29 protein-coding genes, 1 tRNA gene and 1 pseudogene are annotated in these 25,769 nt (G+C 60.8%); 22 read left to right on the top strand and 9 right to left on the bottom strand.

All coding sequences use genetic code 11. From position 1 onward, the window contains the following. Positions 1–91: 91 nt before the first annotated feature. The gene (locus BJQ17_RS30155) at positions 92–847 is read right to left on the bottom strand and encodes an RHS repeat-associated core domain-containing protein (RefSeq protein ID WP_256559750.1); all 756 of its coding nucleotides are present in this window, start codon (positions 845–847) and stop codon (positions 92–94) included. Between the two features lie 406 nt (positions 848–1,253). Here BJQ17_RS30155 and BJQ17_RS16485 point away from each other — a divergent pair, with 406 nt between their 5' ends. The 3 genes from BJQ17_RS16485 (at position 1,254) to BJQ17_RS16475 (ending at position 2,850) form a co-directional block, all read left to right on the top strand. Beyond that, positions 1,254–1,817: a GNAT family N-acetyltransferase gene (locus tag BJQ17_RS16485; RefSeq protein WP_003248588.1), complete on the top strand. Its 564-nt coding sequence runs from the start codon at positions 1,254–1,256 to the stop codon at positions 1,815–1,817. Between the two features lie 86 nt (positions 1,818–1,903). Further along, positions 1,904–2,443 (top strand): hypothetical protein, encoded by a 540-nt coding sequence (locus BJQ17_RS16480; protein WP_004576355.1) that lies wholly within the window; start codon positions 1,904–1,906, stop codon positions 2,441–2,443. Between the two features lie 20 nt (positions 2,444–2,463). Next, the gene (locus tag BJQ17_RS16475; protein WP_003248584.1) at positions 2,464–2,850 is read left to right on the top strand and encodes a lysozyme inhibitor LprI family protein; all 387 of its coding nucleotides are present in this window, start codon (positions 2,464–2,466) and stop codon (positions 2,848–2,850) included. A 135-nt stretch (positions 2,851–2,985) separates the two neighbouring features. Here BJQ17_RS16475 and mnmH read toward each other — a convergent pair whose 3' ends face one another. Together mnmH and selD are read right to left on the bottom strand one after the other, a co-directional pair. Then, complete coding sequence (gene mnmH / locus BJQ17_RS16470; protein ID WP_070096335.1) at positions 2,986–4,098, bottom strand: tRNA 2-selenouridine(34) synthase MnmH; 1,113 nt, start codon at positions 4,096–4,098, stop codon at positions 2,986–2,988. Continuing rightward, entirely contained in the window at positions 4,098–5,132 is a 1,035-nt protein-coding gene (gene selD / locus BJQ17_RS16465; RefSeq protein ID WP_070096334.1) for a selenide, water dikinase SelD, read from the bottom strand. The genes mnmH and selD overlap by 1 nt, the downstream gene beginning before the upstream one ends. A 126-nt stretch (positions 5,133–5,258) precedes the next feature. Here selD and BJQ17_RS16460 point away from each other — a divergent pair, with 126 nt between their 5' ends. Genes BJQ17_RS16460 through phnE form a run of 4 tightly spaced genes read left to right on the top strand, consistent with a single transcriptional unit; the run spans position 5,259 to position 8,504 of the window. After that, positions 5,259–6,113, top strand: coding sequence for a putative selenate ABC transporter substrate-binding protein (locus BJQ17_RS16460; RefSeq protein ID WP_003248578.1), 855 nt, complete (start codon positions 5,259–5,261; stop codon positions 6,111–6,113). Next, the gene (locus BJQ17_RS16455; RefSeq protein WP_070096333.1) at positions 6,110–6,919 is read left to right on the top strand and encodes a phosphonate ABC transporter ATP-binding protein; all 810 of its coding nucleotides are present in this window, start codon (positions 6,110–6,112) and stop codon (positions 6,917–6,919) included. The genes BJQ17_RS16460 and BJQ17_RS16455 overlap by 4 nt, the downstream gene beginning before the upstream one ends. Next, positions 6,913–7,740, top strand: coding sequence for an ABC transporter permease (locus BJQ17_RS16450; RefSeq protein WP_060538646.1), 828 nt, complete (start codon positions 6,913–6,915; stop codon positions 7,738–7,740). Before BJQ17_RS16455 ends, BJQ17_RS16450 begins: the two co-directional genes overlap by 7 nt. Next, positions 7,737–8,504, top strand: a complete 768-nt coding sequence (phnE, locus tag BJQ17_RS16445) for a phosphonate ABC transporter, permease protein PhnE (RefSeq protein WP_070096332.1) — start codon at positions 7,737–7,739, stop codon at positions 8,502–8,504. The genes BJQ17_RS16450 and phnE overlap by 4 nt, the downstream gene beginning before the upstream one ends. A gap of 36 nt (positions 8,505–8,540) precedes the next feature. Here phnE and BJQ17_RS16440 read toward each other — a convergent pair whose 3' ends face one another. Next, positions 8,541–9,434 carry a bestrophin family protein gene (locus tag BJQ17_RS16440; RefSeq protein WP_003248571.1) on the bottom strand — a complete coding sequence of 298 codons (894 nt, stop codon included), beginning with the start codon at positions 9,432–9,434 and terminating at the stop codon, positions 8,541–8,543. Positions 9,435–9,657: 223 nt separating this feature from the next. Here BJQ17_RS16440 and BJQ17_RS16435 point away from each other — a divergent pair, with 223 nt between their 5' ends. Together BJQ17_RS16435 and BJQ17_RS16430 are read left to right on the top strand one after the other, a co-directional pair. Then, positions 9,658–9,951: a type II toxin-antitoxin system RelE/ParE family toxin gene (locus tag BJQ17_RS16435; protein WP_004576348.1), complete on the top strand. Its 294-nt coding sequence runs from the start codon at positions 9,658–9,660 to the stop codon at positions 9,949–9,951. Continuing rightward, positions 9,948–10,244, top strand: coding sequence for an addiction module antidote protein (locus tag BJQ17_RS16430; RefSeq protein WP_004576347.1), 297 nt, complete (start codon positions 9,948–9,950; stop codon positions 10,242–10,244). Before BJQ17_RS16435 ends, BJQ17_RS16430 begins: the two co-directional genes overlap by 4 nt. A gap of 10 nt (positions 10,245–10,254) precedes the next feature. On the opposite strand, the gene BJQ17_RS16425 is transcribed toward BJQ17_RS16430, so the two are convergent. Continuing rightward, complete coding sequence (locus BJQ17_RS16425) at positions 10,255–10,734, bottom strand: GNAT family N-acetyltransferase (protein WP_060538648.1); 480 nt, start codon at positions 10,732–10,734, stop codon at positions 10,255–10,257. A gap of 108 nt (positions 10,735–10,842) precedes the next feature. Continuing rightward, the gene (locus BJQ17_RS16420) at positions 10,843–11,490 is read right to left on the bottom strand and encodes a trypsin-like peptidase domain-containing protein (RefSeq protein ID WP_070096339.1); all 648 of its coding nucleotides are present in this window, start codon (positions 11,488–11,490) and stop codon (positions 10,843–10,845) included. A 342-nt stretch (positions 11,491–11,832) separates the two neighbouring features. On the opposite strand from BJQ17_RS16420, the gene BJQ17_RS16415 reads away from it, so the two are divergent. Further along, positions 11,833–12,255, top strand: coding sequence for a VOC family protein (locus tag BJQ17_RS16415; RefSeq protein ID WP_012051239.1), 423 nt, complete (start codon positions 11,833–11,835; stop codon positions 12,253–12,255). A 15-nt stretch (positions 12,256–12,270) separates the two neighbouring features. On the opposite strand, the pseudogene BJQ17_RS32580 reads toward BJQ17_RS16415, so the two are convergent. Then, positions 12,271–12,381: pseudogene (locus BJQ17_RS32580) on the bottom strand (effector protein); the annotation flags it as partial. Positions 12,382–12,814: 433 nt separating this feature from the next. Between BJQ17_RS32580 and BJQ17_RS16410 the strand changes: the two are divergent. Both BJQ17_RS16410 and BJQ17_RS16405 read left to right on the top strand, forming a co-directional pair. Then, the gene (locus tag BJQ17_RS16410; RefSeq protein WP_070096331.1) at positions 12,815–14,230 is read left to right on the top strand and encodes an FAD-binding oxidoreductase; all 1,416 of its coding nucleotides are present in this window, start codon (positions 12,815–12,817) and stop codon (positions 14,228–14,230) included. 79 nt (positions 14,231–14,309) lie between these two features. Continuing rightward, positions 14,310–14,804 (top strand): RidA family protein, encoded by a 495-nt coding sequence (locus BJQ17_RS16405; protein ID WP_012051241.1) that lies wholly within the window; start codon positions 14,310–14,312, stop codon positions 14,802–14,804. 74 nt (positions 14,805–14,878) lie between these two features. Here BJQ17_RS16405 and BJQ17_RS16400 read toward each other — a convergent pair. After that, positions 14,879–14,963: transfer RNA gene (locus BJQ17_RS16400), tRNA-Leu, on the bottom strand. 105 nt (positions 14,964–15,068) lie between these two features. On the opposite strand from BJQ17_RS16400, the gene queA reads away from it, so the two are divergent. From queA to BJQ17_RS16370, 6 genes are all read left to right on the top strand, one after another. Beyond that, positions 15,069–16,118 carry a tRNA preQ1(34) S-adenosylmethionine ribosyltransferase-isomerase QueA gene (gene queA, locus BJQ17_RS16395; protein WP_004576301.1) on the top strand — a complete coding sequence of 350 codons (1,050 nt, stop codon included), beginning with the start codon at positions 15,069–15,071 and terminating at the stop codon, positions 16,116–16,118. Positions 16,119–16,132: 14 nt separating this feature from the next. Beyond that, entirely contained in the window at positions 16,133–17,248 is a 1,116-nt protein-coding gene (tgt, locus tag BJQ17_RS16390) for a tRNA guanosine(34) transglycosylase Tgt (protein ID WP_003248558.1), read from the top strand. A 42-nt stretch (positions 17,249–17,290) separates the two neighbouring features. Then, a complete protein-coding gene (gene yajC, locus BJQ17_RS16385; protein ID WP_003248556.1) occupies positions 17,291–17,626 on the top strand; it encodes a preprotein translocase subunit YajC in 336 nt (111 codons plus the stop codon). A gap of 63 nt (positions 17,627–17,689) precedes the next feature. Further along, on the top strand, positions 17,690–19,552 hold the full coding sequence (gene secD / locus BJQ17_RS16380) for a protein translocase subunit SecD (RefSeq protein ID WP_019750504.1): 1,863 nt from the start codon (positions 17,690–17,692) through the stop codon (positions 19,550–19,552). A 10-nt stretch (positions 19,553–19,562) separates the two neighbouring features. Further along, positions 19,563–20,471, top strand: coding sequence for a protein translocase subunit SecF (gene secF, locus BJQ17_RS16375; RefSeq protein ID WP_003248552.1), 909 nt, complete (start codon positions 19,563–19,565; stop codon positions 20,469–20,471). A gap of 121 nt (positions 20,472–20,592) precedes the next feature. Then, positions 20,593–21,135 (top strand): glycine zipper 2TM domain-containing protein, encoded by a 543-nt coding sequence (locus BJQ17_RS16370; protein WP_003248550.1) that lies wholly within the window; start codon positions 20,593–20,595, stop codon positions 21,133–21,135. Positions 21,136–21,304: 169 nt separating this feature from the next. On the opposite strand, the gene suhB is transcribed toward BJQ17_RS16370, so the two are convergent. Beyond that, the gene (suhB, locus tag BJQ17_RS16365) at positions 21,305–22,123 is read right to left on the bottom strand and encodes an inositol-phosphate phosphatase (protein ID WP_003248548.1); all 819 of its coding nucleotides are present in this window, start codon (positions 22,121–22,123) and stop codon (positions 21,305–21,307) included. Positions 22,124–22,274: 151 nt separating this feature from the next. On the opposite strand from suhB, the gene trmJ reads away from it, so the two are divergent. The 4 genes from trmJ (at position 22,275) to BJQ17_RS16345 (ending at position 25,750) form a co-directional block, all read left to right on the top strand. After that, the gene (trmJ, locus tag BJQ17_RS16360) at positions 22,275–23,030 is read left to right on the top strand and encodes a tRNA (cytosine(32)/uridine(32)-2'-O)-methyltransferase TrmJ (protein WP_004576300.1); all 756 of its coding nucleotides are present in this window, start codon (positions 22,275–22,277) and stop codon (positions 23,028–23,030) included. 3 nt (positions 23,031–23,033) lie between these two features. Continuing rightward, entirely contained in the window at positions 23,034–23,819 is a 786-nt protein-coding gene (cysE, locus tag BJQ17_RS16355; RefSeq protein WP_003248544.1) for a serine O-acetyltransferase, read from the top strand. Positions 23,820–23,998: 179 nt separating this feature from the next. Beyond that, complete coding sequence (gene iscR / locus BJQ17_RS16350) at positions 23,999–24,490, top strand: Fe-S cluster assembly transcriptional regulator IscR (protein WP_003248542.1); 492 nt, start codon at positions 23,999–24,001, stop codon at positions 24,488–24,490. Between the two features lie 45 nt (positions 24,491–24,535). Next, positions 24,536–25,750: an IscS subfamily cysteine desulfurase gene (locus BJQ17_RS16345; RefSeq protein WP_003248541.1), complete on the top strand. Its 1,215-nt coding sequence runs from the start codon at positions 24,536–24,538 to the stop codon at positions 25,748–25,750. Positions 25,751–25,769: the final 19 nt, after the last annotated feature.

Genomic DNA, 25,769 nt, shown 5'->3' with positions numbered 1-25,769 from the left:
GGGCCGCGTTGCTGCCCGCTGCGGTTCGATGATGGCAAGATGAACTGAGCGCAAGCCGTCATTTATCGGCCACGCCTCGTCTGACATGTGCCTATAACGGTAGAGAAGGTGTTCGCATTCTCGTGTTTTGAATGTTCGGGGGGGCTAGGTTGCTTGTTATCGGTGAGGGCGGGAGATTTTCTTCATCTCTACGTTGTAGTCGAGCGAGTTTCCGACTTGTTGCTACTGCTTTCTGCATCTGATTACGTTCAATAGTTTTGTGCTTCACTGCAGCCGTGATCCAATAATCTGCGATTTTGTTATGTCTTTCCGCGGATTGCCGGAGCTGACTTCGGCGGTGAGGAGTTGTTGAACCAGCAGCACTTGCGGTCAGGTGATCGGCCCGTCGCTCGTGGAAAACTGAGAGTCGTTCTGCATATTGTGCCGCCGTTCCAGCCTCTTCGGCTCTGCGTTCGTGAGCCCTGGCCCGCTCTATAAGCCTTCGAGATCGGTTCAGTGCCGGATTTCCTGAGTGGCGGGGAGGCTGGCCAGTGTTGATCTGCCCTAGAGGGGTTCGCTGGTGGCCAGTGGGGTCACGATAATTTATCGGATCGTTAGAACAATAGGCGTAGCTATTCAAACCGCCTTGCAAAAACGGGCTTAATGAGTCAGGTGCATAAAACCTGAAGACAGTGGGGCTGTATGAGCGATGGCCGTTCCCGAGTAAATATATCCCGAACTGTTTTTCCAGTTTTTCGCCAGTAAAGGCCAATGTTGAAAAAACGGGCTCATCAGGCAGGCAGAAGCCATAGGGGGTATAATTTGTTGCATGAGTGACACCCTCGGCGGATCCTATCACTGAACGCATTGAGTCAGTTGTATATAAGATCGTGGTTTTTGAGTGTAGTGCTCGGTGTGATTCGGCAAAAAGAAGATTGCCCTCTCGAAAAAAATGACGTGTTAATTGGTCGTGATGGATAGCTTGTAACTGGCCGTTTTGGTAGAAAATTATGTGTTGCATGGCGGGGCCTGTTAGTAATCGCACAGAGGTAATAATTACCTATCATCTTGTTGCGGACAACTGGCATTTTTGTCAGGTAGATCTGGACCGGTGTTACACACGATAACCTGAGCCTGGGGTCCAATTGCCAGAGCGCACCTCCAGGCCCATATACCTGCACGCTCTAAAACACACAATAAAACCCGAGGCATCCCCCAGCCGCTCCACATGACGTTAAACTGTCATCTCCCCAGCAATGGACAGGAGATCCGGCGTGACCCCTCCCCGCAGTTTCCCCAGTGACCTCTGCCTCGACAGCCCACGGCTGCAACTGCGCCCCATGCGCCATGCCGATGCCGCGCAGTGGCTGGCGATCATGGCCGACCCCGAGGTCATGCGCTATTGGCACCATGCACCCTGGCAAGACCTGGCCGAGGCCGAAAGCGCCCTGGCCGCCGACCGCGAAGCCTATGCCAATGGCGACCAACTCAAGCTCGGCATGTACCGCCGCGACAACGGCGAACTGATCGGCATGGTCCAGCTGTTCAACATCGACGACATTTCCCGCCGTGGCGAAATCGGCTACTGCCTGGCCAGCGCCGTGCAGGGCAGGGGCTACATGGACGAAGCGCTGACCTGCTTCATCGACTACCTCGCCCACACCCTGCACATGCGCCGCCTGGAAGGCGAAATCGACCCGCGCAACCAGGGCTCGGCACGCACCCTGGAGCGGCAAGGTTTTGTGCTGGAAGGCACCTTGCGGGCGCGCTGGTGCGTGGCGGGTGAGCTGTCCGACTCGGGTATTTACGGCCTGCTGCTTGAGCCGCCAGTAGCCTGATCTCATAACACCCGAGCGTGAATTTGGAAGCGGGGCAGGGCCTGGGTTAAGGTCGTAGGCTGTCCCGTTTCTCTCAGGAATCCCCTTTGCCCGCTTTCTACCTGAGTATCAGCCTGCTGCTGTATTTGCTCGCCCTGTTCTTCGATGGCGCGCTGATGAGCGGCGAGCGTCATATGCCGGCCCTGCAGATGCTGCTGTACGGGCCATGGGGCATGCCGTTCGGCTTGTACCAATGGTTTGCCAATCCGCTGCTGGCACTGGCCATCCTGGCTCATCGGCGGTTTCGCCGGCTGGCCTTGCTGGCCGGGCTTGGTGCGGCGTATCTGGCTGCCAGCAGTTTTGGCATCGACCGCTTGCCGGATAACCGCAGCTATGAGTTTCATGACCTTACCGGTTTTGGTGCTGGCTTCTACCTGTGGCTGGTAGCGATGGTGGTGTTTTGCCTGGGGCAAGCCTGGTTTTGCTGGAAGGCGCGAAGGGCTGACGACATGCCAGGCTGGAACTGGCTTGATGTCGCCTTGATTGCTGCCCTGGGGGTAACGTTGTATGCAGCGACGCAAATGCCCTCGCTGCGCTTCGAGCCAGGCAAGGTGCTGATGCCTCCGGAGCAGCCGCAGACGCTTTGATACCCACAAGGAGGGTTAGCATGATCAAGCATTACCTGGCAGGCCTGGCACTGGCCTGCGTGCTACCGGTAGCGATGGCGGACGATTACACGGCGGCCTACGGGCAGTGCATGGACAAGGCCTCCAGCACCGTGGCCATGAGCGCGTGCATCGGGGCCGAAACGCAAGTGCAGGACCAGCGCTTGAACCGGGTGTACAAGCAGCTGATGGGCAAGCTGGATGCCGGGCAACAGAAGAGCCTGCGGGATGTGCAGCGCAAGTGGCTGGCCTACCGTGATGGCAATTGCCAGTTCCATGTACAGGCCAGTGGTGGAACCCTGGCGCAGCTGGAAGGTGGCAGCTGCATGATGGACATGACCCGCGACCGCGCTGCGGAGCTGGAGCGGGTGCTTAGCCCTGGGCAGTAGCGCCTGTTCAGGCATGATTGGCCCACATTTGCAGGCGCGGGTTCAGCCGCGAACACCGGCTTTGCCGGTGTCATGCTCCGCGTTGCCTTCTTCGCGGGTGAACCCGCTCCTACAGGGCACTGCAGGGTGCTGGTTCTATTTACGCGGTTGGCGCAGCGCCCGGGCCTTGAGGTACTCGCGCACTTCCATGGCATCCCCGGCAAACTCGATGCGCTCGGCCTTGGCTGCGCGCTGGTAGGCATACATCGGGTCGTAGTACTCGTTCAGCAAGCCTTCGATCCAGCCCCGGTGCAGGTCTACTGCGCCGCTGCGCTGCTGCTCTTGCAGGGCTTCGCGCAGCATCTCGGACAAGCGCTGATGGCGCTCTCCACCCAAACGCTTGTAGATGTTGGCCATGCTCTGCAGCATGCGCTCGGCAAACAGCCGGGGACCGTCTTCTTCGCCATGCACGGCCTTGAACTCGGCGCTCAGGTTGACCACGTAGTCGCGCAGGATGCGCTCCACGCGGTTGGTGAAGCTGTCTTCAAGCCACACCAGCGGGTAATGCTGCATGCCTTGGTACAACTCCAGCGGCACCGTGCAGCTGCCAACAATGCGGCCTTCATCTTCCAGCACAAACTGCCCGATACCGCGGGCGCGCTTTTTCAGCACGTCGATTGCCAGCTGGTTTTCAAAGTCGATCTGCGCCGGTTGCGCCGTGGCGCGCTTGCCGAAACTGGAGCCGCGATGGTTGGCGTGGCCTTCAAGGTCCAGCACGTTGTCCAACTGGTGCAGCACATCGGTCTTGCCGGTACCGGTCAGTCCACCGACCAGTACGAAATCACATTGCTCTACCGCTTGCTGGGTAGTCTCCAGCAAGAAGGTACGCATGGCCTTGTAGCCGCCTTTGACACGCGGGTACTGAATACCCGCCTCATCGCGCAGCCAGCCCTGCACGATCTGCGAACGCAGGCCGCCACGGAAGCAGTACAGGTAACCGTCAGGGTGCGCCTTGGCAAACGCTGCCCAGGCCTCCAGGCGGGCTTGCTTGGTGGTGCCACTGACCAGCTGGTGGCCCAGGGCGATGGCGGCGGCCTGGCCCTGCTGCTTGTAGCAGGTGCCGACCTTCTGCCGCTCCTGGTCGTTCATCAGCGGCAGGTTTACCACGCCAGGGAAGGCGCCTTTGGCGAATTCGACGGGGGCGCGCATGTCCATCATCGGCATGTCGTCGAGGAACAGCTGACGGAAGTCGGTGCAGTCGGGGCGCATCAGATCACCTCGACCGCATGGCTCTGTCGCTCGACCAGCTTGCCGATCGGAGACAGTTTCAGGCCCAGTTCGGCAGCCACGGCGAGGAACTCGGTTTCACCCTCCGGGGCAACAGCAACCAGCAAGCCACCGCTGGTCTGCGGATCGCACAGCAGGTGCTTCTGGTCGTCGCTGAGGGCGCCGATCTTGTGCCTGTAGCTGTCGTAGTTGCGCAGGGTTCCACCGGGGATGCAGCCTTCGGCCAGGTAGTGGTCGACGCTAGGCAGGCGTGGCACGGCGGCGTAGTTCAGGTGCGCGGTGAGGCCGCTGCCTTCGGCCAGCTCGACCAGGTGGCCGAGCAGGCCGAAGCCGGTGACGTCGGTCATGGCCTTGACCCCGTCCAGCTTGCCGAAGCGGCTGCCGGGCGTGTTGAGGGTGCACATCCAGTCACGGGCCAGGCCTTGGTCTTGCACGCGCAGCTTGGCCTTCTTTTCGGCGGTGGTGAGGATGCCGATGCCCAGGGGCTTGGTCAGGTACAGCTGGCAGCCCGCGCTGGCAGTGTCGTTGCGTTTGAGGTGGCGTTTATTGACCACGCCGGTGACGGCCAGGCCAAAGATCGGCTCAGGCGCGTCGATCGAGTGGCCGCCGGCCAGCGGGATACCCGCTTCGGCACACACTGCGCGGCCGCCGCGGATGACTTCGCGGGCGACTTCCGGCGGCAGCACGTTGACCGGCCAGCCGAGGATGGCAATGGCCATCAGCGGGTCGCCGCCCATGGCATAGATGTCGCTGATGGCGTTGGTGGCGGCAATGCGGCCGAAGTCGTAAGGGTCATCGACGATCGGCATGAAAAAGTCGGTGGTCGAAACCACGCCGCGCTCGTCGTCCAGCGCGTACACTGCTGCATCGTCGCGCGAGGCATTGCCGACCCACAGTTTCGGGTCCAGGGCCTGGGTGCCGCTTTCGGCGAGGATCACGTCCAGCACCTTGGGGGAGATCTTGCAGCCACAGCCGGCGCCATGGCTGTACTGGGTCAGGCGAATCGGCTCGCTCATATGCACCTCTGCAGGTCAAATTGTTGCGCGATTGTAGCAAAGCTGGCCTTTAGGCCCTTGCCTCTTATAATTCCCGGTGTCGGCAAATGTGTCGGCACTTCCCCGCTATTGAACCGGAGAACACCCATGCTCAACCGCCCCCTGGCGCTTGCCGCCGGCCTCGTGCTGTCTTGCTGTGCCGTTGTCGTTCAGGCCGCCGAAACCCTGCGGGTCAGCGCCATCCCCGACGAAGCGCCGACCGAACTGCAGCGCAAGTTCAAGCCTTTGGGTGAGTACCTGGCCAAGCAGCTGGGCATGGAAGTGAAGTTCGTACCCGTGGCGGACTACCCAGCGGTGGTCGAGTCGCTGGCCGCAGACCGTCTCGACCTGGCCTGGCTGGGGGGCTTCACGTTCGTTCAGGTGCACCTGAAGGACCCGACCGCCACGCCACTGGTACAGCGTGAGCAGGACGCTCAGTTCACGTCCAAGTTCATCACCGCCAACCCCGACGTGAAAAGCCTGACCGACCTGAAGGGCAAGTCGTTTGCCTTCGGTTCCATTTCGTCCACCTCGGGCAGCCTGATGCCGCGTTACTTCATGCTCAAGCAGGACAATATCAAGCCTGAAGAGTACTTCAGCCGCGTGGCCTATTCTGGCGCCCATGATGCCACCGTGGCCTGGGTGCAGGCTGGCAAGGTCGATGGTGGCGTGCTGAACGCCAGCGTGTGGCAAAAGCTGGTGGATGCCGGCAAGGTCGACACCACCAAGGTGAAGGTGTTCGCCACCACCCCGACCTACTTCGACTACAACTGGACCGTGCGCGGCAACATGGACCCGGCGTTGAAACAGAAAATCAAGAAAGCCTTCCTGGACCTTGACCCGAGCAACCCGGAGCACAAGGCGATCCTGGACCTGCAGGCCGCCAGCCGCTTCATCGAGACCAAGCCTGAGAACTACAAGGGCACCGAACAAGCTGCACGCGAGGCCGGCCTGCTCAAGTGACAGCTTCGAATGCGGCAATCCATCTTCACGGTGCCAGCCTGCGCCATGGCCAGGTACGCGCGCTTGACGCGGTGAGCCTGCGGATCGCGCAGGGCGAGCGTGTCGCCATCATCGGGCCGTCGGGGGCGGGCAAGTCCAGCTTGCTGCACCTGATGGCCACGGCCGTTCAGCCCACCAGTGGGCGCCTGGAGTTGCTTGGCGAGCAGCCTTGGGCGCTGTCGGCAAGGGCACGCCAGCGACTGCGCGCGCAGGTTGGCCTGGTGCATCAGGCGCCGCCTTTGCCACCGCGTCAGCGGGTAGTGACCGCAGTGCTGGCGGGTCGCCTGGGGCAGTGGGGTACGCTGCGCGGCTTGCTCAACCTGCTGTACCCCAGCGATGTACCGGGGGCGCGCCAGGTGTTGGCCGAACTGGGCCTGGCCGACAAGCTGTTCGTGCAGTGTGGGCAGTTGTCCGGTGGCCAGTTGCAGCGGGTGGGCATTGCTCGGGCGTTGTACCAGCGCCCGCAGGTGCTGCTGACCGACGAACCGGTGTCGGCCATGGACCCGGTGTTGGCCGACCACAGCCTGGCCTTGCTCAATCGCCATGCCCAAGCGACTGGCGTGACGTTGGTGGCGAGCCTGCACGCCGTAGAGCTCGCGCTGGCGCATTTTCCGCGGGTGATTGGCATTCGGGAAGGGCAGGTTGTGTTCGACTGCCCGGCCGAAGCGGTCACCGAGCAACTGCTGGACGCGCTATACGCCAACGAACAACTGGCTCCGCCGCCCACCCAGGGGCCGACCCTGACCGTGCAGATTCCGCGATGCTGAAGGCCGACGCCCGCGACCCGGCGCTGCTGCCGCGGTTGCTGCTGGCCCTGTTGGCGGTGGCAGTACTGTGGCCGGCTATCCAGTCAAGCGAACTGAACCCCGGGGTGCTGTTGCAGGCGGACAACCGTCAGCAGATTGCCAGCTTTACCAGCGCCTTCTGGCCGCCGGCACATGATGCCGATTTTCTTGCACTGCTGTATGAAGCCACCTTGCAGACCCTGGCCGTGGCGACTGCCGGCATGGCGCTGGCGTTGTTGTTGGCGATCCCGGCTGGCTTGCTGGCCAGCCGTGCCTTGTCCTTGCGTGCTGCTTCACGCGGCGGGCGGGCCGGGTTGTGGTCGCGACTGTTGCGCCTGCCGGTGCGTGGGCTGCTGATTTTCCTGCGTAGCGTGCCGGAGATCGTCTGGGCGTTGCTGTTCGTGCGCGCCGTGGGGCTGGGGCCGACGGCGGGCGTACTGGCTATCGCCATCACCTACAGTGGCATGCTCGGCAAGGTCTATGCCGAAATCTTCGAGTCGGTCGACCAGCGCCCGGCGCATGCCTTGTTGCAGGCGGGCAGTGGCCGGCTGGCGGCGTTTTTCTACGGCATCCTGCCCAATGCTGCCTCCGAAGTGGTGTCGTACACCGTGTACCGCTGGGAGTGCGCGGTGCGGGCTTCGGTGGTGATGGGCTTTGTCGGTGCTGGCGGGCTGGGCCAGCAGATCGACCTGTCGATGCGCATGTTTGCGGGTGCGCAAGTAGCGAGCATGCTGTTGACGTTCTTGCTGCTGGTGATCCTGGCCGACCTGCTCAGCCGCCTGCTGCGCTGGAGGCTGGCATGAACCGGGTGATCAATTGGGTGTTGCTGGGCGCCATTGTGGCAGCGGTGGTGGCCTCGTTCGCGTATCTGGAGCTGGACCTGCACGCACTGGTCGGCAATGGCGGGCTGGGGCAGATGGGCGAGTACGCCGGGCGCTTCCTGCAGCCGGATCTGTCTGCCGGGCACCTCAAGGCGGTGTGGCGCGGGGCGCTGGAAACCCTGGCCATGTCTGGCATGGGCACCTTGTTGGCAATGGTAGTGGGGATGTTGCTGGCACTGCTGGCGGCGGGCCGCTTCGGTTGGCCGTTGCAAGGGGCCGCGCGTTTGCTGCTCAATGCCTTGCGTGCCATTCCTGAACTGGTGTGGGCAGCGCTGACTGTGCTGGCGGCTGGGCTGGGGCCGAATGCCGGTACCCTGGCTTTGGCGTTGCACACCGCTGGCGTGCTGGGGCGGTTGTTTGCCGAGGCGCTTGAGAACGCCCCGCCCGAGCCGGCGGCGGCGATCCGTTTGCAGGGGGGCAGCCAAGTGGCGGCGTTCTGCTTTGGTACCCTGCCCAACCTGTGGCCGCAGTTGCTGGCCTACAGCTTGTACCGCTGGGAGAACAACATCCGCATGGCCAGCGTGCTCGGGTTCGTCGGGGCGGGCGGGTTGGGGCAGATGCTGTACACCACCTTGAGCCTGTTCCAGGAGGCCCAGGCCAGCACAGTGATCATCGGTATGCTGGTGTTGGTGTTGCTGGTGGATGTGTCGAGTGATGTGTTGCGTCAGCGCTATGTGCGGGCCTGACGGAAAGCCCGGGCTGCAAAGCAGCCCCGAAATCTCTCAGGCGTCTACAGCCTCGGCACACTGCGCCTCCCGCTGCATCGACTCCAGGTTACGCTCGATCGTCTCGCATATGGTATCCATCTGGATCTGATGCTCGCTGAACCTGAACGGGCTCTGCAAGTCCGTGCCGATCCGCTCGATGGCCAGCAACATGAACCCTACCACCGTCGACGCCAGCGGCGTGAACCAGCCCAACGACTCCACCAGCCCCACCGGCACGATCAGGCAGAACAGGGTGATGAACAGCCGTGGGAAATACACATAGGGGTAGGGCAATGGCGTATTGGCAATCCGCTCCATGCCGCCCTGGGCGTTAGACAGGTCTACCAGCGTCGACTCCAGCCGCGCCAGGCGAATGCTGTCCAGTCGCCCGGCCTGGTATTCCCGCGCCAGCAAGGCTGCCGAGCCGCCGAGAATGTCATTGGCGAAATTGTTCGAGCGGTTGCGCCGTTCGAACTCACCTGGCGGGATGAACGCCATCAGCTCCTCCGGGCAGGGCTCACCTTTCAGGTGCGCCGCCAGGCAGTTCACATAGGCGATATGCCGGCGCAGCAGGGTGGCCTTGACCGGGTTCAGGCTGTCATCCGGGTCATCGATCAGCGTCAGCGTCTGCCGGGCGAAGCTGCGCGAACTGTTCACCAGCGCGCCCCACAGGGTGCGAGCCTCCCACCAGCGGTTGTAGGCGCTGCTGTTGCGAAAACTCACCAGCACCACCAAGGCTGAGCCCAGCAGGGTCAGCGGGATCAGTGGCAGGGTGAACTTGCTGTTCAAGAACAGCATGAAATCGATGGTGACCAGCACATCCCAGATCAGCAGCCAGAACAGCGACCAACCGATATAGCCGATGGTCTTCACCACCAGGCGGTACTTGCGGGCGATGACGTCTTTCACGCGGGGGTACCTCGAAACGCGGGGGATGCAGGATGGGACGCCGAGGCTCGTCGAAGGTTCGAGGGTTGAATGTTGCAAGGGATTTTGTAGCTGAAACGAAGGGAAAACTCCGACCAGCCTATCAGACGTGCCTGAATTCCTGATTCAGCTCAAAAACGACAGAGTGGGTCGCTTCAATCCTTGAATGGGTGTATCCATAAGGATACGATTGGGTGACCACTTGATGTTTCTCGTTGAACAGACGGAAAGCTTTGCCGCTTGGCTATCGAGCTTGAGAGATTTGAGGGCCAGGCTGGCGATAGGTCGTAGGCTGGAGCGAGCAGCGGCGGGCAATCTTGGTGACTTCAAGTGGCTTGGAGGCGGTATTGGTGAGCTTCGCATCGACGTAGCTGCCGGTTATCGCGTCTATTTCACGCAAAAGGGGCAGAGGTTGGTTTTACTGCTGGTCGGCGGCGACAAGTCCACCCAAGCCGCCGACATCCTCAACGCCAGAAAGCTGCTGAAGGAGATGAAATGAGCGAAAAATTGATCCCGTTTGATATGGCAGCCTTGTTGAGCAGCGATGAGGCAATCAGTGAATACCTTAGCCAGGTGCTATCAAATGGCGATACCGAGGAAATCATTCGAGCACTTGGCCATATCGCTCGTGCACGGGGCATGACACATATTGCTACGGAGAGTGGGCTGGGTAGAGAAAGCCTGTACAAGGCGCTGAGCCCTGGCGCGAAGCCTCGTTTTGACACTGTATTGAGGGTCATTCGTGCTCTGGGGGTGGACCTTCTCGTTCAGCCACATGCAATGACCCGCTGATCCAGCTCGGTTAAGTCAATATTTGCTTCATCTGCACCAACGCTACCCGCGTGCCGTCCCACGCCTGCCGCTCCTCGATGCCGAACGGTGTGAAGCCCAGCTGTGGATAAAGCAGCAAGCCTGCGGTGTTGTGATTGAAGCATGACACCCAGACCTCCCGGGCGCTGTACTGCTGGCGGGCGAGGTCGATCATGGCCGTTACCAGATAACGCGCTACACCAAGGCCGCGGGCGCTGGGGGCCACCACTACGTTGCCTAGGGCACATAGGCCGCCATGTTCGGCTTTGTAGAAATTGGCGAAGGCCAGGACAGTGCCGTTACCTTCCACTACCGTGGAGCCGCTGCGTTGGGCTATGGCGTCGCTCAGCTGGTTGGGGGTGAGGGGGTAGGTGGCTTTGGGGAACATGTAGAACAGTTCGTCCGGGCTCTGCGGGAAGCTGCAGATAACGGGGATGTCTTCAGGCCGGATTGGGCGGTGGGTCAGGTGCATGGCAGGTCCTTCTCGCGTTGGCTGGCAGGGCCTCTTCGCGGGTAAACCCGCGAAGAGGCCATCAGCCTCACATCATAGGCCGCTTTTCATCCAACACCGCGCCCCGATTCACGGCTTGGCAGCCACCGCCACGTAGCCTTTGACCGCAGCTGGTGCCTGGGGCTTGGCCTTGTGCGCCAGCAGGTACTGATAGCGTCGCCATTCCTTGTCGATTTCGCTGAACGACATGAACACGCTGATACGGTCCTTGCCGACCAGGTCCGGGCGCTTGCCCGCATCGATCTCGTTGGTGGGAATGATGGCCACGTTGATGCCCACCACCGTGCCGTCATCGGCGAACACTGGCCCGCCCGACATGCCCTTGGTGATCGGGCCGTCATGTACTGAGTAGAAGACGCTGCCAGGCGTACCTTCAAGCCGTACCAGTGACGGCAGGGCATGGCCCTTGCCCTGCATCGGCATCATGAAACTGTTGAAGCCCACCGCCGTCACGGCTTCCCCTGGCACGTACTGGCGCCAGTGCGGCACGCTGCTGGCTTTGTGCTTGAAGAACACTACGTCACCGAGGCCCTCGTGGACCACGTTGCGCAGGAAGGGGGTGTGTTTGGCGGTTACAGCGTAATCCTCGTTCCACTGGATGGCGCTGGCCATCAGCAACATCGGCAGAGGGGCACCAGAAGTGACCACGAAAGCCTGACTGTAGACGGGATCTGAAACGTACGACGTTGGCACTCCATTGCACCCACTGAGCAGCATCATTGCCGCCATGCAGGGCGCGATTGTTTTCATGTGTCACACAGGGCGTGGAAAAATGGGAACGCAACTATGGCTAAGTGCCATTACGCTAGCAATACTTTCGGCATATATCCGACGAATGACAGCTTAAGTGTTAGTCATGACGGCGGCCAATAGAATGCAGGTATGGCTACAGGTCCCAGAGCCATTGGGGCGGCGTCAAAGTGAAGGGATTTTTTTTCGGGCGGATCTGAGGGTGTGAACTGCATTGAGCTGCATTGGGCGACCACACTGACAAGCTACCTTTTTCAGGGCGACCTGTTCATAGTTGCCAGTCGACTTACCCTGAAAGGAATCAGAACATTGTTTAAGCTAAATCCCCTGGTGCCGGAGCTGATTGTTTCTGATCTACCTCGCAGCCTGGCATTTTACTGCGGCGTACTCGGCTTCAAGATTGAATACGACCGGCCAGAAGAGCATTTTGCCTTTCTGTCTTTTGGCGGCAGCCAGCTGATGCTGGAGCAGGACTGGCAGAGTGAGTCACCCTGGCGGGTCGGCCCGCTGGAGCCGCCGTATGGTCGAGGCATCAACCTGTCGATCGAATGCGCTGATGCACTGGCCTTGGTCGCGTCGCTGGGGGTTGCGGGGCATAGCATCAGAAAGCCGATTGAAGAGTGTTGGTACCGCCAGGGCGGCATGCTGGTCGGCCAGCGCAATTTCCTGGTGCAGGATCCGGACGGCTACTTGCTTCGGTTTGCTGAAGATCTCGGCGTGAAGAGCGCCTGAGCCAAGGGCGGGCACACGAAAAATTGACCCCAGGTTGCGCTCGATGGTCTCGCAACGGGTATCCATCTGGATCTGGTGCTCACTGAACCTGAACAGGCTCTGCTAATCCGTGCCGATCCGCTCCATGCCTCCCTGTGCATTGGACAGATCTACCACCGTCGGATCCTGATGCCTTTGTCCACACTGAATATGTGGCAATGAAGTGTTGCCGCATAACGCTATGCACCCACACAGTTACTGAATCCGCAGCGCTTATTGCCCCCGCGCACTTTCGGAACTAAGCCAGCATCTTCGCCCGAACTAACTTCCCTCTTTCGAGTGTTGAGTGTCGCCATATCAACTATTTATGTCACTTGCGCGATAGTTTCAAAATAGCTGAACTAAGTATTTGCCCACAGCGCTTTTTCCCGAAGCGGGTCATCAACAAAATAGCCGCCCTTCAATTTTAAACATCAGCCTGACGCGTGGCCGAAAGTTGACCGCGGCGGCTGGCGGCCGGGTAGGTGGCTCGCCGCCTGAGCTGATGAACCCACACCGATTACCAGGAAAGGAAAGTGTCATGGGAATGACGAGGCGTAAATTTTTGATCGGCGGCGGCGTCGTGGCTATTGCAGGTGGCGCAGGCATTCTGACCCCCTTGCTGACCCGCGAAGGCAGGTTGATCCCCGGCAAACCGCGGTTTGGTTTTGTAGAAGGTAGCGAAGGTGCGCTTCCCAAACAGGCAGACGTCGTCGTTGTTGGCGCTGGTATTCTGGGGCTCATGACCGCAATCAATCTTGTCGAGCGTGGCCTCTCGGTAGTCGTCGTTGAAAAAGGTGATATTGCCGGCGAGCAGTCATGCAGGTTCTATGGTCAGGTCATGACCTACAAGATGCCTGATGCGACGTTCCAGTTGCACCATCTTGCCAAACAACGGTGGCGCGAGATGAATGCCAAAGTGGGTGCAGATACCAGCTATCGCACACAGGGCCGGGTCGAAGTTCCTTTCGATGAAGAAGACCTGGAAAACGTCAGAAAGTGGATCGATGTCAAAAGCCGGGAAGTAGCAGCGGACAACCCCTTCAAGACTCGGATCATTCAGGGGAATGAACTCGAACAGCGGCTGCGCGGTGCATCATCGAGCTGGAAAATTGCAGGTTTCGAGGAAGACTCCGGTAGCCTGGACGCTGAGCGCGCATCGTTTGTCATGGCGGAGTACGCCAAGAAAATGGGTGTGCGCATCTACACCCACTGCGCCGCAAGGGGCCTGGAAACCCAGGCGGGCGTCATCTCCGATGTGGTGACCGAGAAGGGCGCCATCAGGACTTCTCGCGTGGTCGTGGCAGGCGGCGCCTGGTCCAGGCTGTTCATGCAGAACCTGGGCGTCGATGTGCCTACCTTGCCGGCCTACCAGTCCCAGCAAATCATCAGCGCGGCACCCCGTGCACCGGGGGGCAACGTTGCATTGCCAGGGAATATCTACTTCCGTGAGCAGGCCGACGGTACATACGCCACCTCGCCGCGCGTCGTCGTTGCCCCGGTGGTCAAAGAATCGTTCATGTATGGTTATAAATACCTGCCATTGCTGGCCATCCCCGACTTCCCGGTGCACATATCACTCAACAAGCAACTGATCGATTCGTTCACTCAGCCCACCCAGTGGAGGCTGGACGAGGTTTCGCCCTTCGAGAAAAACAGGCTGATGACGGCGGCCCCGGATATTCCAGAGCTGGATGCATCTCTGGAAAAGCTCAAAGTCGAGTTCCCTGCCTTCAAAGATGCGAAGTTGATCGATCAGTGGAGCGGTGCCATGGCCATCGCCCCGGATGAGAACCCGATCATTTCGCAGGTCAACGAGTACTCAGGCCTGGTTATCAACACCGCGACCGGTTGGGGTATGACGGAAAGCCCGGTGTCGTCCGAGCTGACGGCAGACCTGCTGCTTGGAAAGGCGCCGGTGCTGGACCCGAAACCCTTCAGTTTGTATCGATTCTAAGTACGCATACCGCAATGGAATGACCCGTACACGCATAAACGGTGCGTGTACATTCTTGTGTAACCATCAGGAGAGAAATATGAAATGCGCTTTCAAGACCGTTGCAGCATTGGCGTTGGGAATAGCCGGTGGCAGCGTTCATGCACAAGATATCGTGCGCCATGGCGCAGGTAGTTTCCCTATCTCGTCGGCTGTAGAGATTCCTGCCGGGAAGTCAGTCGTCTATCTGAGCGGTTCCGTCCCGTCGGTGATCCATCCCGATGCGCCCAAGGATTCGCTGGAAGCCTACGGTGATACCAAGGCACAAACCATCAATGTGCTTGAAAGCATCCAGCAGCAGCTGAAAACGTTGGGTCTTGGCCTGACTGACGTGGTGAAGATGCAGGTATTCCTGGTGGGTGGGCCGGAGAACGGCGGCAAGATGGATTTCGACGGTTTCATGGCTGGCTACACCCAGTTCTTCGGGCCAGCCGCCAAGCAGCCGGTGCTACCTGCGCGCTCGGCGTTCCAGATTGCAGGCCTGGCGCACCCTGCCTGGCGGGTTGAGATCGAAGTGACAGCGGTTCGTCCCTGAGAGGACCTTGGCCCAGCCCGACAAAATCGTCGGGCAAAAAAAAACCGACCGTAAGGTCGGTTTTTTCCGGATTTTGGTGCCCCGAGGGAGACTCGAACTCCCACTCCTTTCGAAAACGGATTTTGAATCCGCCGCGTCTACCAATTCCGCCATCAGGGCGTGGCGCGCAGTATAAAGAGGTGCCGCTGGTCGGTCAATCGGCTTTCATGGTCAATTTTCACACATTGGGCTAAACTTCCCGGCCCTGCCGAACCGAACATCATCATGCGCGTCGCCGATTTTTCTTTCGAACTCCCTGATTCCCTGATCGCCCGCCACCCGTTGGCCGAGCGCCATGGCAGCCGTCTGCTGGTGCTCGATGGGCCTACCGGCGCGCTGGCGCACCGGCAATTCCCCGACTTGCTCGACTATCTGCGCCCCGGCGACTTGATGGTGTTCAACAACACCCGAGTGATCCCGGCGCGGTTGTTCGGCCAGAAAGCCTCCGGCGGCAAGCTGGAGGTACTGGTCGAACGCGTGCTCGACAGCCACCGGGTGCTGGCCCATGTGCGCGCCAGCAAGGCGCCCAAGGTTGGCGCGGTCATCCTCATCGATGGCGGTGGCGAGGCCGAAATGGTCGCGCGCCATGACACGCTGTTCGAACTTCGCTTCACCGAAGAAGTGCTGCCGTTGCTCGACCGTGTCGGCCACATGCCGCTGCCGCCCTATATCGACCGCCCGGACGAGGGCGCCGACCGTGAGCGCTACCAGACCGTGTACGCCCAGCGCGCCGGCGCGGTTGCCGCGCCTACCGCAGGCCTGCACTTCGACGAGGCGCTGCTGGAAAAGATCGCCGACAAGGGCGTCGAGCGCGCCTTCGTCACCCTGCATGTGGGCGCCGGCACCTTCCAGCCGGTGCGGGTCGACAAGATCGAAGACCACCACATGCATAAAGAGTGGCTCGAAGTGGGCCAGGATGTGGTCGATGCCATCGAGGCCTGCCGGGCCCGTGGTGGTCGGGTGATCGCGGTTGGCACCACCAGTGTGCGTTCGCTGGAAAGCGCCGCGCGTGATGGTGTGCTCAAGGCCTTCAGTGGCGACACCGACATCTTCATCTACCCGGGCCGGCCGTTCCATGTGGTCGATGCTCTGGTCACCAACTTCCATCTGCCGGAGTCCACGCTGCTGATGCTGGTCTCGGCTTTCGCCGGCTACCCCGAGACCATGGCTGCCTACGCAGCGGCAGTCGAGCATGGGTACCGCTTCTTCAGTTACGGTGATGCCATGTTCATCACCCGCAATCCGGCGCCACGCGGGCCCGAGGATCAAGCATGAGTCGCACCTGTCGAATGTCCTTCGAACTGCTGGCCACCGACGGCAAGGCCCGTCGGGGTCGCATCACCTTCCCACGTGGCACCGTGGAAACCCCGGCATTCATGCCAGTGGGGACCTATGGCACGGTCAAGGGCATGCTGCCACGCGACATCGAGGCCATCGGCGCCGAGATGATCCTCGGCAACACCTTCCACCTGTGGCTGCGTCCGGGCACCGAGGTGATCAAGAAGCACAACGGCCTGCACGATTTCATGCAGTGGAAAGGCCCGATCCTCACCGACTCCGGTGGTTTCCAGGTATTCAGCCTGGGTGCCATGCGCAAGATCAAGGAAGAGGGCGTGACCTTCGCTTCGCCGGTCGATGGTTCCAAGGTGTTCATGGGCCCGGAAGAGTCGATGCAGGTTCAGCGTGACCTGGGCTCGGACGTGGTAATGATCTTCGACGAGTGCACCCCGTACCCGGCCGAGCACGATGTGGCACGCACTTCCATGGAGCTGTCGCTGCGCTGGGCCCAGCGCTCGAAGAACGCCCATGCCGACAACACCGCAGCGCTGTTCGGCATTGTCCAGGGTGGCATGTACCAGGACCTGCGCATGCGCTCGCTGGAAGGCCTGGAAAACATCGGTTTCGACGGCCTGGCCATTGGCGGCCTGTCGGTGGGCGAGCCCAAGCACGAAATGATCAAGGTGCTGGATTACCTGCCGGACCAGATGCCTGCTGACAAACCTCGTTACCTTATGGGGGTAGGCAAACCGGAAGATCTCGTTGAGGGTGTGCGCCGCGGCGTCGACATGTTCGACTGCGTGATGCCGACGCGTAACGCGCGCAACGGTCATCTGTTCGTTGATACAGGGGTGATCAAGATCCGCAATGCGTTCCATCGTCACGATGAATCGCCGCTGGATCCGACCTGTGACTGCTATACCTGCACCAACTTCTCGCGCGCCTATCTCCATCATCTGGACAAATGCGGCGAAATGCTGAGCAGCATGCTGAATACCATCCACAACTTGCGCCATTATCAGCGCTTGATGGCCGGTTTACGCGAGGCTATTCAACAGGGTAAATTGGCCGCCTTTGTCGACGCCTTCTACGCCAAGCGCGGGCTTCCTGTACCGCCCTTGGACTGACTGTCCGCATCCATTATTAGAAAATTACATTAGGAGTGCCCAATGAGCTTCTTCATCCCCGCCGCATACGCGGACGCTGCAGCACCTGCCGCTGGCCCAGCCGGTACCGGCTTCGAGTGGATTTTCCTGGTCGGTTTCCTGGTCATCTTCTACCTGATGATCTGGCGCCCGCAGGCCAAGCGCGCGAAAGAGCAGAAGAACCTGCTGAGCAACTTGCAGAAAGGTGACGAAGTTGTCACCAACGGCGGCATCGCCGGCAAGATCGTCAAGGTTTCCGATGACTTCGTGGTGCTGGAAGTGTCCGACACTGTCGAGCTGAAGTTCCAGAAGGGTGCCATTGCTGCGACCCTGCCAAAAGGTACGCTCAAGGCTATCTGAGTTACCGGTTTTATTTTCCAGTCGGGGCGCGCAACGCGCCCCGCGTCTTGAACGGGCGGCGTGATGCTGAACAAATATCCTCTGTGGAAATATGCACTGATCGTGCTGGTACTGGTGGTCGGTTTCATTTATTCCGCTCCCAACCTCTACCCGGATGACCCGGCGGTACAGATCAGCGGTGCCAGCTCGGCGCTGCAGGTGAATCAGGCCGACCTTGATCGCGTCAGCAAGGCGCTGGTCGATGCCAAGATCGCTGTCAAGGGCGCAAGCCTGGGTGAAAAGGGCAGCGGGCTGATCCGCCTGACCAATCAGGAAGACCAGCTGCCAGCCAAGGATGTAGTGCGCAAGGCACTGGGCGATGATTACGTCGTGGCCCTGAACCTGGCCCAGACTACCCCGCAATGGCTGCGCAACCTGGGCGCAAGCCCGATGAAACTGGGCCTGGACCTGTCTGGTGGTGTGCACTTCCTGCTGGAAGTGGACATGGACAAGGCCATGACTGCCCGCATGAAAGTCTACGAAGGCGAGGTCAAGACCTTGCTGCGCAAAGAGCGCGTCCGCTACCGCAGCCTGCCTCAGCAGGATGGCGGCATCATGCTGGGCTTCGCTGACGATGCCACCCGCGAACAGGCACGTGCCCTGATCCGCAAGAATTTCAATGATTTCGACCTGACCACCACCGACCGCAACGAGCTTGCGGTGCTGCGTCTGGCGCTGACCCAGGCGAAAGTCGCCGAGATCCGCGAATACTCGATCAAGCAGAACCTCACCACCGTGCGCAACCGCGTGAACGAGCTGGGTGTGGCAGAGCCTCTGGTACAGCGCCAGGGCGCCAACCGTATCGTGGTCGAGCTGCCAGGCGTGCAGGACACTGCCGAAGCCAAGCGTATCCTTGGTAAAACGGCCAACCTGGAGTTCCGCTTCGGTGCCGAACCGGGTGCATCCAAGGCCACTACCGAGGTGTTCGAGTTCCGTGAGGGCGGCCGCTCCGCCGCAGTCGAGCGGGGCCTGATCATCACGGGTGACCAGGTTACCGACGCCCAGGCCAGCTTCGACGAGCATGGCCGCCCGCAGGTGAACATTCGCCTGGATGGCCACGGTGGCGAGCTGATGAGCCGTGCTACCCGTAGCAACGTCGGCCGTAGCATGGCGGTGATCTTCATCGAGCAGAAGCCGGTTACCCGCTACGTCAAGCAAACCGTCGACGGCGTCGAGAAGGACGTTGCCGTACAAAGCTTCGTCGAAGAGAAAAAAATCATCAGCCTGGCGACCATCCAGTCGCCGCTTGGCAGCCAGTTCCGCATCACCGGCCTGAACGGCCAGGGCGAATCGTCCGAGTTGGCCCTGCTGCTGCGTGCTGGTGGTCTGGCCGCGCCGATGTACTTCGCTGAAGAACGTACCATTGGCCCAAGCCTGGGTGCTGACAACATCACCAAGGGTATCGATGCGTCGCTGTGGGGCATGCTGTTCGTCTCGCTGTTCATCATCGCCATCTACCGCGCCTTCGGTGTGCTGGCCACCATCGCCCTGGCGGGTAACATGGTGCTGCTGCTGGCGTTGATGTCGCTGCTGGGGGCGACCCTGACCCTGCCGGGTATTGCTGGCATCGTGTTGACCATGGGTATGGCGGTGGACGCCAACGTGCTGATCTTCTCGCGTATTCGCGAAGAGATTGCTGCTGGTATGTCGGTGCAGCGCGCTATCCACGAAGGCTTCAATCGCGCCTACTCGGCAATCGTCGACGCCAACCTGACCACCCTGTTGGTCGGCGGCATCCTGTTTGCCATGGGTACCGGCCCGGTCAAAGGCTTTGCGGTCACCATGTCCCTCGGGATTTTCACCTCGATGTTCACCGCCGTCATGGTGACCCGTGCATTGGTCAACCTGACCTGTGGCGGGCGTGACATCAAGAAGCTGTGGGTTTGAGGGAGCTGCGATGAAAACCATCAATTTCATGGGCGTGCGCAATGTCGCGTTCGCCGTCACCGTGCTCCTCACCGTGTTGGCGCTGTTCAGCTGGTGGCAAAAGGGCCTGAACTTCGGGCTGGACTTCACCGGGGGTACGCTGATCGAGCTGACCTACGAGCGTCCTGCCGACCTCAAGGCGGTGCGTGCCGAGCTGGTCAACTCCGGCTTCCACGAGGCGGTGGTGCAGAGCTTCGGCGCCACCACCGACCTGCTGGTGCGCATGCCGGGCGATGACCCGCAGTTGGGCAACAAGGTAGCTGCCGCGCTGCAGAAGGCAGGCGGTGACAACCCGGCTACGGTCAAGCGTGTCGAGTTCGTCGGCCCGCAGGTCGGTGAAGAGCTGCGCGACCAGGGCGGCATGGGCATGCTCCTGGCCCTGGGCGGTATCCTCATCTACCTGGCCTTCCGCTTCCAGTGGAAGTTCGCCGTGGGCGCGATCATCTCGCTGATCCACGACGTGGTGGTAACGCTGGGTATCCTGTCGTTCTTCCAGATCACCTTCGACCTGACGGTGCTGGCGGCGGTCCTGGCGATTATCGGTTACTCGCTGAACGACACCATTGTTGTGTTCGACCGGGTACGCGAGAACTTCCGCGTCATGCGCAAGGCCTCGCTGATCGAGAACATCAACATTTCCACCACCCAGACCCTGCTGCGTACCGTCGCCACTTCGGTTTCGACCTTGCTGGCCATTGCTGCGCTGCTGTTCTTCGGGGGTGACAACCTGTTCGGTTTCTCGCTCGCCCTGTTCATTGGTGTCATGGCCGGTACCTACTCGTCGATCTATATCGCCAACGTGGTGCTGATCTGGCTGAACCTGAACAGCGAAGACCTGATCCCGCCGACCAAGGCCGAGGGTGTGGATGATCGTCCGTAAGGGCTAGTCCATCACCGCCTGGCGGTGTAAAAGGCGCGAGTATTGAACTCGCGCCTTTTTTTTTGCTCCAAGGCTGGGAGAAGCGCGGGTTGATACCCGCTGGTACGATCAGGAGGTCCACGTGAACAAATCAATGCTGGTGGGTGCGGTACTGGGTGCTGTCGGTGTGACTGCCGGAGGTGCTGTCGCGACCTACAGCTTGGTCAACAAGGGGCCTGAGTATGCCCAGGTCACCGACGTGCAGCCGATCAAGCAACAGGTGAAAACCCCGCGCGAAGTGTGCAAGGACGTTACCGTTACGCGCCAGGCGCCGGTCAAGGACCAGCATCAGATCGCCGGCACCGTCGTGGGTGCGCTGGCCGGTGGCTTGCTGGGTAACCAGATTGGTGGTGGTACCGGCAAGAAGATTGCCACGGTGGCCGGTGCGGTCGGTGGTGGTTATGCCGGTAACAAGGTGCAGGAAGGCATGCAGGAGCGTGATACCTACACAACCACGCAAACTCGCTGCAACACGGTCAACGACATCAGCGAGAAGGTGGTGGGCTACAACGTGACCTATTCCATCGGTGATCAGGTAGGCAAGGTGAAGATGGATCGCGAGCCGGGATCGACCATTCCGCTGGACAAGAATGGCAAGTTGATCCTGAGCGAAGCGGGTCAGTAATTTGCGCGGCCTGTGCCGGCCTCTTCGCGGGTAAACCCGCTCCTACATGGAACGCATTGTCCCTGTAGGAGCGGGTTTACCCGCGAAGAGGCCGGCACAGGCCGCGCAAAACCACCAGGCACAAAAAAAGCACCTCGAGAGGTGCTTTTTGTTTGCCAGCAATCTGCGCTTAGCGCTTCATGCTTTCTGGCAGGTGCGGTTGGATGGCAGTCAGTACTGCCTTGAAGCACTTGATGTTGCCTGCAACGATGTGACCTTTGTCGAGGAAGTCGTGGCCACCGTTGAAGTCGCTCACCAAGCCACCGGCTTCCTGGATCAGCAGTACGCCAGCTGCCATGTCCCATTCGGACAGGCCCGACTCCCAGAAGGCGTCGAAGCGGCCAGCAGCCACGTAGGCCAGGTCCAGGCTGGCGGAGCCGGCGCGGCGGATGCCGGCGGTCTGGCCGGTCAAGGCGCGGAACATGCCCAGGTAGTTGTCCATGTCCGCCATCTGGCCGTCACGGAACGGGAAGCCGGTGCCCAGCAGGGCGCCTTCCAGGCTTGTGCGCGAGCTGACGCGCAGGCGGCGGCCATTGAGTTGGGCGCCACGGCCACGGCTGGCGGTGAATTCTTCCTGGCGAACCGGGTCGACGATCACGGCGTGCTCAAGGCGGCCGCGGTATTTGCAGGCGATGCTGACGGCGAAGTGCGGGATGCCGCGCAGGAAGTTGGTGGTGCCGTCCAGCGGGTCGATGATCCACAGGTAATCTTTGCCTTCTTCGCCGCTACCCGCGTGCAGGCCGGTTTCCTCGCCCTGGATGGAGTGGTTCGGGTAGGCCTTGCGCAGGGCGTTGACGATGCTCTGCTCGGCGGCGCGATCGACTTCGGAAACGTAGTCCTTGGCCTCTTTCTCATCGACCTTGATGCTATCCAGGCGTTCGATGGAGCGGAAAATCAGTTCACTGGCGCTGCGAGCGGCGCGCAGGGCGATATTCAGCATAGGCTGCATGGGCGGGTCACCTGGAGATGTTAAAGAAGAAAGCCGATCATTCTAGCAGAAAACTTTGGCGGCAGAAGTGTCACATTTGCTTTCATGGCGTTACGTCTGTCGGTTCTGTAAGATCGAAGGCCCTGATTCCTGCATCTGTGAGCACAACACCTTGCTGCAAAATATTCGTGTTGTTCTGGTCAATACCAGCCACCCCGGCAACATCGGCGGCGCTGCGCGTGCCATGAAAAACATGGGCTTGTCGCGTCTGGTGCTGGTGCAGCCGAAAGAATTCCCCGCCGTGGATGCCAGTGCCCGTGCTTCGGGCGCCGACGATGTGCTGGATAACGCCCAGGTGGTCGACAGCCTCGAACAGGCGCTGGTCGGCTGCAACCTGGTGATGGGCACCAGCGCCCGCGAGCGCAGCATTCCCTGGCCGTTGATCGGCCCGCGTGAATGCGGTGCCAAGGCGGTGGAGCATGCCAATGGCGGCGAGGAAATCGCCCTGGTGTTCGGGCGCGAGCACGCCGGCCTGACCAACGAAGAACTGCAGCGATGTCACTTCCACGTGCACATTCCCTCCAACCCCGACTTCAGCTCGCTGAACCTGGCGGCTGCCGTGCAGGTGCTCTCCTACGAGGTGCGCATGGCCTGGCTGGCTGCCGGTGAAGCACCGGGCAAAGTCGAGAAGGTTGACGCCGCTGAGCTGGCGACCATGGATGAAATGGAGCTGTTCTACGACCACCTGGAGAAAACCCTGGTGGGCATCGGCTTCCTCGACCCCGAAAAGCCCAAGCACCTGATGCCGCGCCTGCGCCGGCTGTATGGGCGGGTGGCGGTCGAGCGTTCGGAAATGAGCATTTTGCGCGGCATCCTCACCGAGACCCAGAAGGTGGTTCGGGGCGAGCCGCATAAACGGAAGGACTGACAGATGTTCGAACGTCTGCGTGAAGATATTCAAAGCGTATTCCACCGTGACCCGGCTGCACGCAATGCCTTCGAGGTGCTCACTTGCTACCCCGGCATGCATGCCATCTGGCTGCACCGCCTGGGCAATGCGCTGTGGAGGCGTGATTTCAAATGGTTGGCCCGGCTGGTGTCGAACTTCGGTCGCTGGCTGACCGGTATCGAAATCCACCCCGGCGCCACCATTGGCCGGCGCTTTTTCATCGACCACGGTATGGGCATCGTCATTGGCGAAACCGCCGAGATCGGTGATGACGTCACCCTGTACCAGGGGGTGACGCTCGGTGGCACCAGCTGGAACAAGGGCAAGCGCCACCCCACCTTGGAAAACGGCGTGGTGGTAGGGGCCGGTGCCAAGGTGTTGGGGCCTTTCACGGTCGGCGCCGGGGCCAAGATCGGTTCCAATGCGGTGGTTACCAAGGCGGTGCCGGCCGGGGCTACGGCGGTAGGCATTCCGGGGCGGATCATCGTCAAGAGCGAGGACACCGAAGTCGAAGCCAAGCGTAAGGCAATGGCCGAGAAGATCGGCTTTGACGCCTATGGTGTCAGTGGCGACATGCCCGACCCGGTGGCGCGGGCCATCGGCCAGATGCTCGATCATCTGCAGGCCGTCGACGAACGGTTGGAGGGTATGTGTGGCGCGCTGACCAAGATGGGCAGTGACTATTGCGCCAAGGAACTGCCGGCCTTGCCGGAAGACGACTTCACCGAGGTTACCCAGGTGGCCCAGCGCGACACTCAGCCGCATTGATCGCGCCGCACTGAAGTCATGGTGGCATGTGGGGCGTGTGCTCGCGCCCCTCGTCTGCTACAATCGCGCCCGCCTCCCTGATGCAAACCCGACTAAAGCAGTAGGTCTAATAGTTGACTTAAATGCTCGGGAATCGCATACTCGCACACATCCTGAAACTCCCGTGGTACCCAATAGCCATGCGACTGACTACCAAAGGCCGATACGCCGTGACCGCCATGCTCGACCTGGCGTTGCACGCGAAGCATGGGCCGGTGTCTTTGGCCGATATTTCCGAGCGCCAGGGCATTTCCCTCTCTTATCTGGAGCAGCTGTTCGCCAAGCTGCGTCGCAGCAGCCTGGTTTCCAGTGTGCGCGGTCCAGGCGGCGGCTACCAGCTGTCGCGGGGCATGGAAACCATCCAGGTGGCCCAGGTTATCGACGCGGTCAACGAATCGGTCGATGCCACCCGTTGCCAGGGGCTCGGGGACTGCCATGCCGGTGATACCTGCCTGACCCACCACCTGTGGTGCGACCTCAGCCAGCAGATCCATGAATTCCTCAGCGGCATAAGCCTGGCCGACCTCGTCAAGCGCCGTGATGTGCAGGAAGTCGCCCAGCGCCAGGACCTGCGCCGTGTCGCAGGACGAACCGCCCAGCTGGACAAGATTGAGACGTCTGCCGTCGATTGATCCCCTGGGACGACGAGCGACGCCACCGCCTGATAGGAGAGACAAATGAAGTTGCCGATCTACCTTGATTACTCTGCGACCACTCCGGTCGACCCACGCGTGGCCCAGAAGATGGCCGACTGCCTGCTGGTCGACGGGAACTTCGGTAACCCGGCCTCGCGCTCCCACGTCTTTGGCTGGAAGGCCGAAGAAGCGGTGGAGAACGGTCGCCGCCAGGTTGCCGAGCTGATCAACGCCGATCCGCGCGAAATCGTCTGGACCAGCGGTGCCACCGAGTCCGACAACCTCGCGCTCAAAGGTGTCGCGCACTTCTATCAGACCAAGGGCAAGCACATCATTACCTCCAAGATCGAGCACAAGGCGGTCCTGGATACCGCTCGCCAGCTGGAGCGCGAAGGTTTTGAAGTCACTTACCTGGAGCCAGGCGAAGACGGCATCGTTACCCCGGCCATGGTAGAAGCGGTGCTGCGCGACGACACCATCCTGGTCTCGCTGATGCATGTGAACAACGAAGTCGGCTCGATCAACGACATTGCTGCCATCGGTGAACTGACCCGTTCGCGCGGCGTATTGTTCCATGTCGACGCCGCCCAATCGGCCGGCAAGGTCGAAATCGACCTGCAAAAGCTGAAAGTCGACCTGATGTCGTTCTCGGCGCACAAGGTCTATGGCCCGAAAGGCATCGGCGCGCTGTACGTCAGCCGCAAGCCGCGTGTACGTCTTGAAGCCATCATTCACGGCGGCGGTCATGAGCGCGGCATGCGTTCGGGCACCCTGCCGACCCACCAGATCGTCGGCATGGGCGAAGCCTTCGCCATTGCCAAGCAGGAAATGGTTGCAGAAAACGCACGCATCAAGGCCCTGAGCGACCGCTTCTTCAAGCAGGTCTCAAACCTTGAAGAGCTGTACGTCAATGGCAGCCAGACAGCACGTGTACCGCACAACCTGAACCTGAGCTTCAACTACGTCGAAGGCGAATCGCTGCTGATGTCGCTGAAAGACATCGCCGTATCGTCCGGTTCGGCCTGTACCTCCGCGTCGCTCGAGCCGTCCTACGTACTACGTGCTCTGGGCCGCAACGACGAGCTGGCGCACAGCTCGATCCGCTTCTCCTTCGGCCGTTTCACCACCGAAGAAGAAGTCGACTACGCCGCGCAGAAAGTCTGCGAGGCCGTCAACAAACTGCGTGAGCTGTCGCCGCTGTGGGATATGTACAAAGACGGCGTTGACATCTCCAAGATCGAGTGGGCCGCCCACTAAGCAGTCGCCGGCAAGAGCG

This window comes from Pseudomonas sp. NBRC 111139, assembly GCF_001753955.1.
GTDB classification, from domain to species: Bacteria; Pseudomonadota; Gammaproteobacteria; order Pseudomonadales; family Pseudomonadaceae; genus Aquipseudomonas; species Aquipseudomonas alloputida.
This window is presented reverse-complemented; position numbering and strand designations above follow the sequence as displayed.

Coding starts and splice junctions, on each gene's coding strand:
- BJQ17_RS30155 (WP_256559750.1), bottom strand. CDS start 847: ATGCGTTCAGTGATAGGATCCGCCGAGGGTGTCACTCATGCAACAAAT.
- BJQ17_RS16475 (WP_003248584.1), top strand. CDS start 2,464: ATGATCAAGCATTACCTGGCAGGCCTGGCACTGGCCTGCGTGCTACCG.
- mnmH (WP_070096335.1), bottom strand. CDS start 4,098: ATGCGCCCCGACTGCACCGACTTCCGTCAGCTGTTCCTCGACGACATG.
- selD (WP_070096334.1), bottom strand. CDS start 5,132: ATGAGCGAGCCGATTCGCCTGACCCAGTACAGCCATGGCGCCGGCTGT.
- BJQ17_RS16460 (WP_003248578.1), top strand. CDS start 5,259: ATGCTCAACCGCCCCCTGGCGCTTGCCGCCGGCCTCGTGCTGTCTTGC.
- BJQ17_RS16450 (WP_060538646.1), top strand. CDS start 6,913: ATGCTGAAGGCCGACGCCCGCGACCCGGCGCTGCTGCCGCGGTTGCTG.
- phnE (WP_070096332.1), top strand. CDS start 7,737: ATGAACCGGGTGATCAATTGGGTGTTGCTGGGCGCCATTGTGGCAGCG.
- BJQ17_RS16435 (WP_004576348.1), top strand. CDS start 9,658: ATGTTTCTCGTTGAACAGACGGAAAGCTTTGCCGCTTGGCTATCGAGC.
- BJQ17_RS16430 (WP_004576347.1), top strand. CDS start 9,948: ATGAGCGAAAAATTGATCCCGTTTGATATGGCAGCCTTGTTGAGCAGC.
- BJQ17_RS16425 (WP_060538648.1), bottom strand. CDS start 10,734: ATGCACCTGACCCACCGCCCAATCCGGCCTGAAGACATCCCCGTTATC.
- BJQ17_RS16420 (WP_070096339.1), bottom strand. CDS start 11,490: ATGCTGCTCAGTGGGTGCAATGGAGTGCCAACGTCGTACGTTTCAGAT.
- BJQ17_RS16410 (WP_070096331.1), top strand. CDS start 12,815: ATGGGAATGACGAGGCGTAAATTTTTGATCGGCGGCGGCGTCGTGGCT.
- BJQ17_RS16405 (WP_012051241.1), top strand. CDS start 14,310: ATGAAATGCGCTTTCAAGACCGTTGCAGCATTGGCGTTGGGAATAGCC.
- queA (WP_004576301.1), top strand. CDS start 15,069: ATGCGCGTCGCCGATTTTTCTTTCGAACTCCCTGATTCCCTGATCGCC.
- tgt (WP_003248558.1), top strand. CDS start 16,133: ATGTCCTTCGAACTGCTGGCCACCGACGGCAAGGCCCGTCGGGGTCGC.
- yajC (WP_003248556.1), top strand. CDS start 17,291: ATGAGCTTCTTCATCCCCGCCGCATACGCGGACGCTGCAGCACCTGCC.
- secD (WP_019750504.1), top strand. CDS start 17,690: ATGCTGAACAAATATCCTCTGTGGAAATATGCACTGATCGTGCTGGTA.
- secF (WP_003248552.1), top strand. CDS start 19,563: ATGAAAACCATCAATTTCATGGGCGTGCGCAATGTCGCGTTCGCCGTC.
- suhB (WP_003248548.1), bottom strand. CDS start 22,123: ATGCAGCCTATGCTGAATATCGCCCTGCGCGCCGCTCGCAGCGCCAGT.
- cysE (WP_003248544.1), top strand. CDS start 23,034: ATGTTCGAACGTCTGCGTGAAGATATTCAAAGCGTATTCCACCGTGAC.
- iscR (WP_003248542.1), top strand. CDS start 23,999: ATGCGACTGACTACCAAAGGCCGATACGCCGTGACCGCCATGCTCGAC.
- BJQ17_RS16345 (WP_003248541.1), top strand. CDS start 24,536: ATGAAGTTGCCGATCTACCTTGATTACTCTGCGACCACTCCGGTCGAC.